This window comes from Paraburkholderia steynii (assembly GCF_900100565.1).
In the GTDB taxonomy this organism is placed as follows: Bacteria; Pseudomonadota; Gammaproteobacteria; order Burkholderiales; family Burkholderiaceae; genus Paraburkholderia; species Paraburkholderia terrae.
Genome location: NZ_FNDI01000085.1, coordinates 1 through 1,170 on the forward strand (window position 1 = coordinate 1; position 1,170 = coordinate 1,170).

1 protein-coding gene is annotated in these 1,170 nt (G+C 62.1%); it reads left to right on the forward strand.

Annotated elements, in window-relative coordinates:
- On the forward strand, window positions 1-1,170 hold a 1,170-nt coding region (gene tuf / locus BLT65_RS46250; protein ID WP_028206510.1), incomplete at its 5' end, for an elongation factor Tu.

A 1,170-nucleotide genomic window follows, 5' to 3' on the forward strand; every position in this document is an offset into this window, starting at 1 on the left:
CGGACCAAGCCGCACGTGAACGTCGGCACGATCGGTCACGTTGACCACGGCAAGACCACGCTGACGGCAGCGATCACGACGGTGCTGACGGCAAAGTTCGGCGGCGAAGCAAAGGCGTATGACCAGATCGACGCAGCGCCGGAAGAAAAGGCGCGCGGCATCACGATCAACACGGCACACGTCGAGTACGAAACGGCTAACCGCCACTACGCACACGTCGACTGCCCGGGCCACGCTGACTATGTGAAGAACATGATCACGGGCGCAGCGCAGATGGACGGCGCGATCCTGGTGTGCTCGGCTGCTGACGGCCCGATGCCGCAAACGCGTGAGCACATCCTGCTGGCGCGTCAGGTTGGCGTTCCGTACATCATCGTGTTCCTGAACAAGTGCGACATGGTGGACGACGCCGAGCTGCTGGAACTCGTCGAGATGGAAGTTCGCGAACTCCTGTCGAAGTACGACTTCCCGGGCGACGACACGCCGATCATCAAGGGTTCGGCGAAGCTGGCGCTGGAAGGCGACAAGGGCGAGCTGGGCGAAGTGGCGATCATGAACCTGGCCGACGCACTGGACACGTACATCCCGACGCCGGAGCGCGCGGTTGACGGCGCGTTCCTGATGCCGGTGGAAGACGTGTTCTCGATCTCGGGTCGTGGCACGGTGGTGACGGGTCGCGTTGAACGCGGCATCGTCAAGGTCGGCGAGGAAATCGAAATCGTCGGTATCAAGCCGACGGTGAAGACGACCTGCACGGGCGTGGAAATGTTCCGCAAGCTGCTCGACCAGGGTCAGGCAGGCGACAACGTTGGTATCCTGCTGCGCGGCACGAAGCGTGAAGACGTGGAGCGTGGCCAGGTGCTGGCCAAGCCGGGTTCGATCACGCCGCACACGCACTTCACGGCTGAAGTGTACGTGCTGAGCAAGGACGAAGGCGGCCGTCACACGCCGTTCTTCAACAACTACCGTCCGCAGTTCTACTTCCGTACGACGGACGTGACGGGCTCGATCGAGCTGCCGAAGGACAAGGAAATGGTGATGCCGGGCGACAACGTGTCGATCACGGTGAAGCTGATCGCTCCGATCGCGATGGAAGAAGGTCTGCGCTTCGCAATCCGTGAAGGTGGCCGTACCGTCGGCGCAGGTGTCGTTGCCAAGATCATCGAGTAA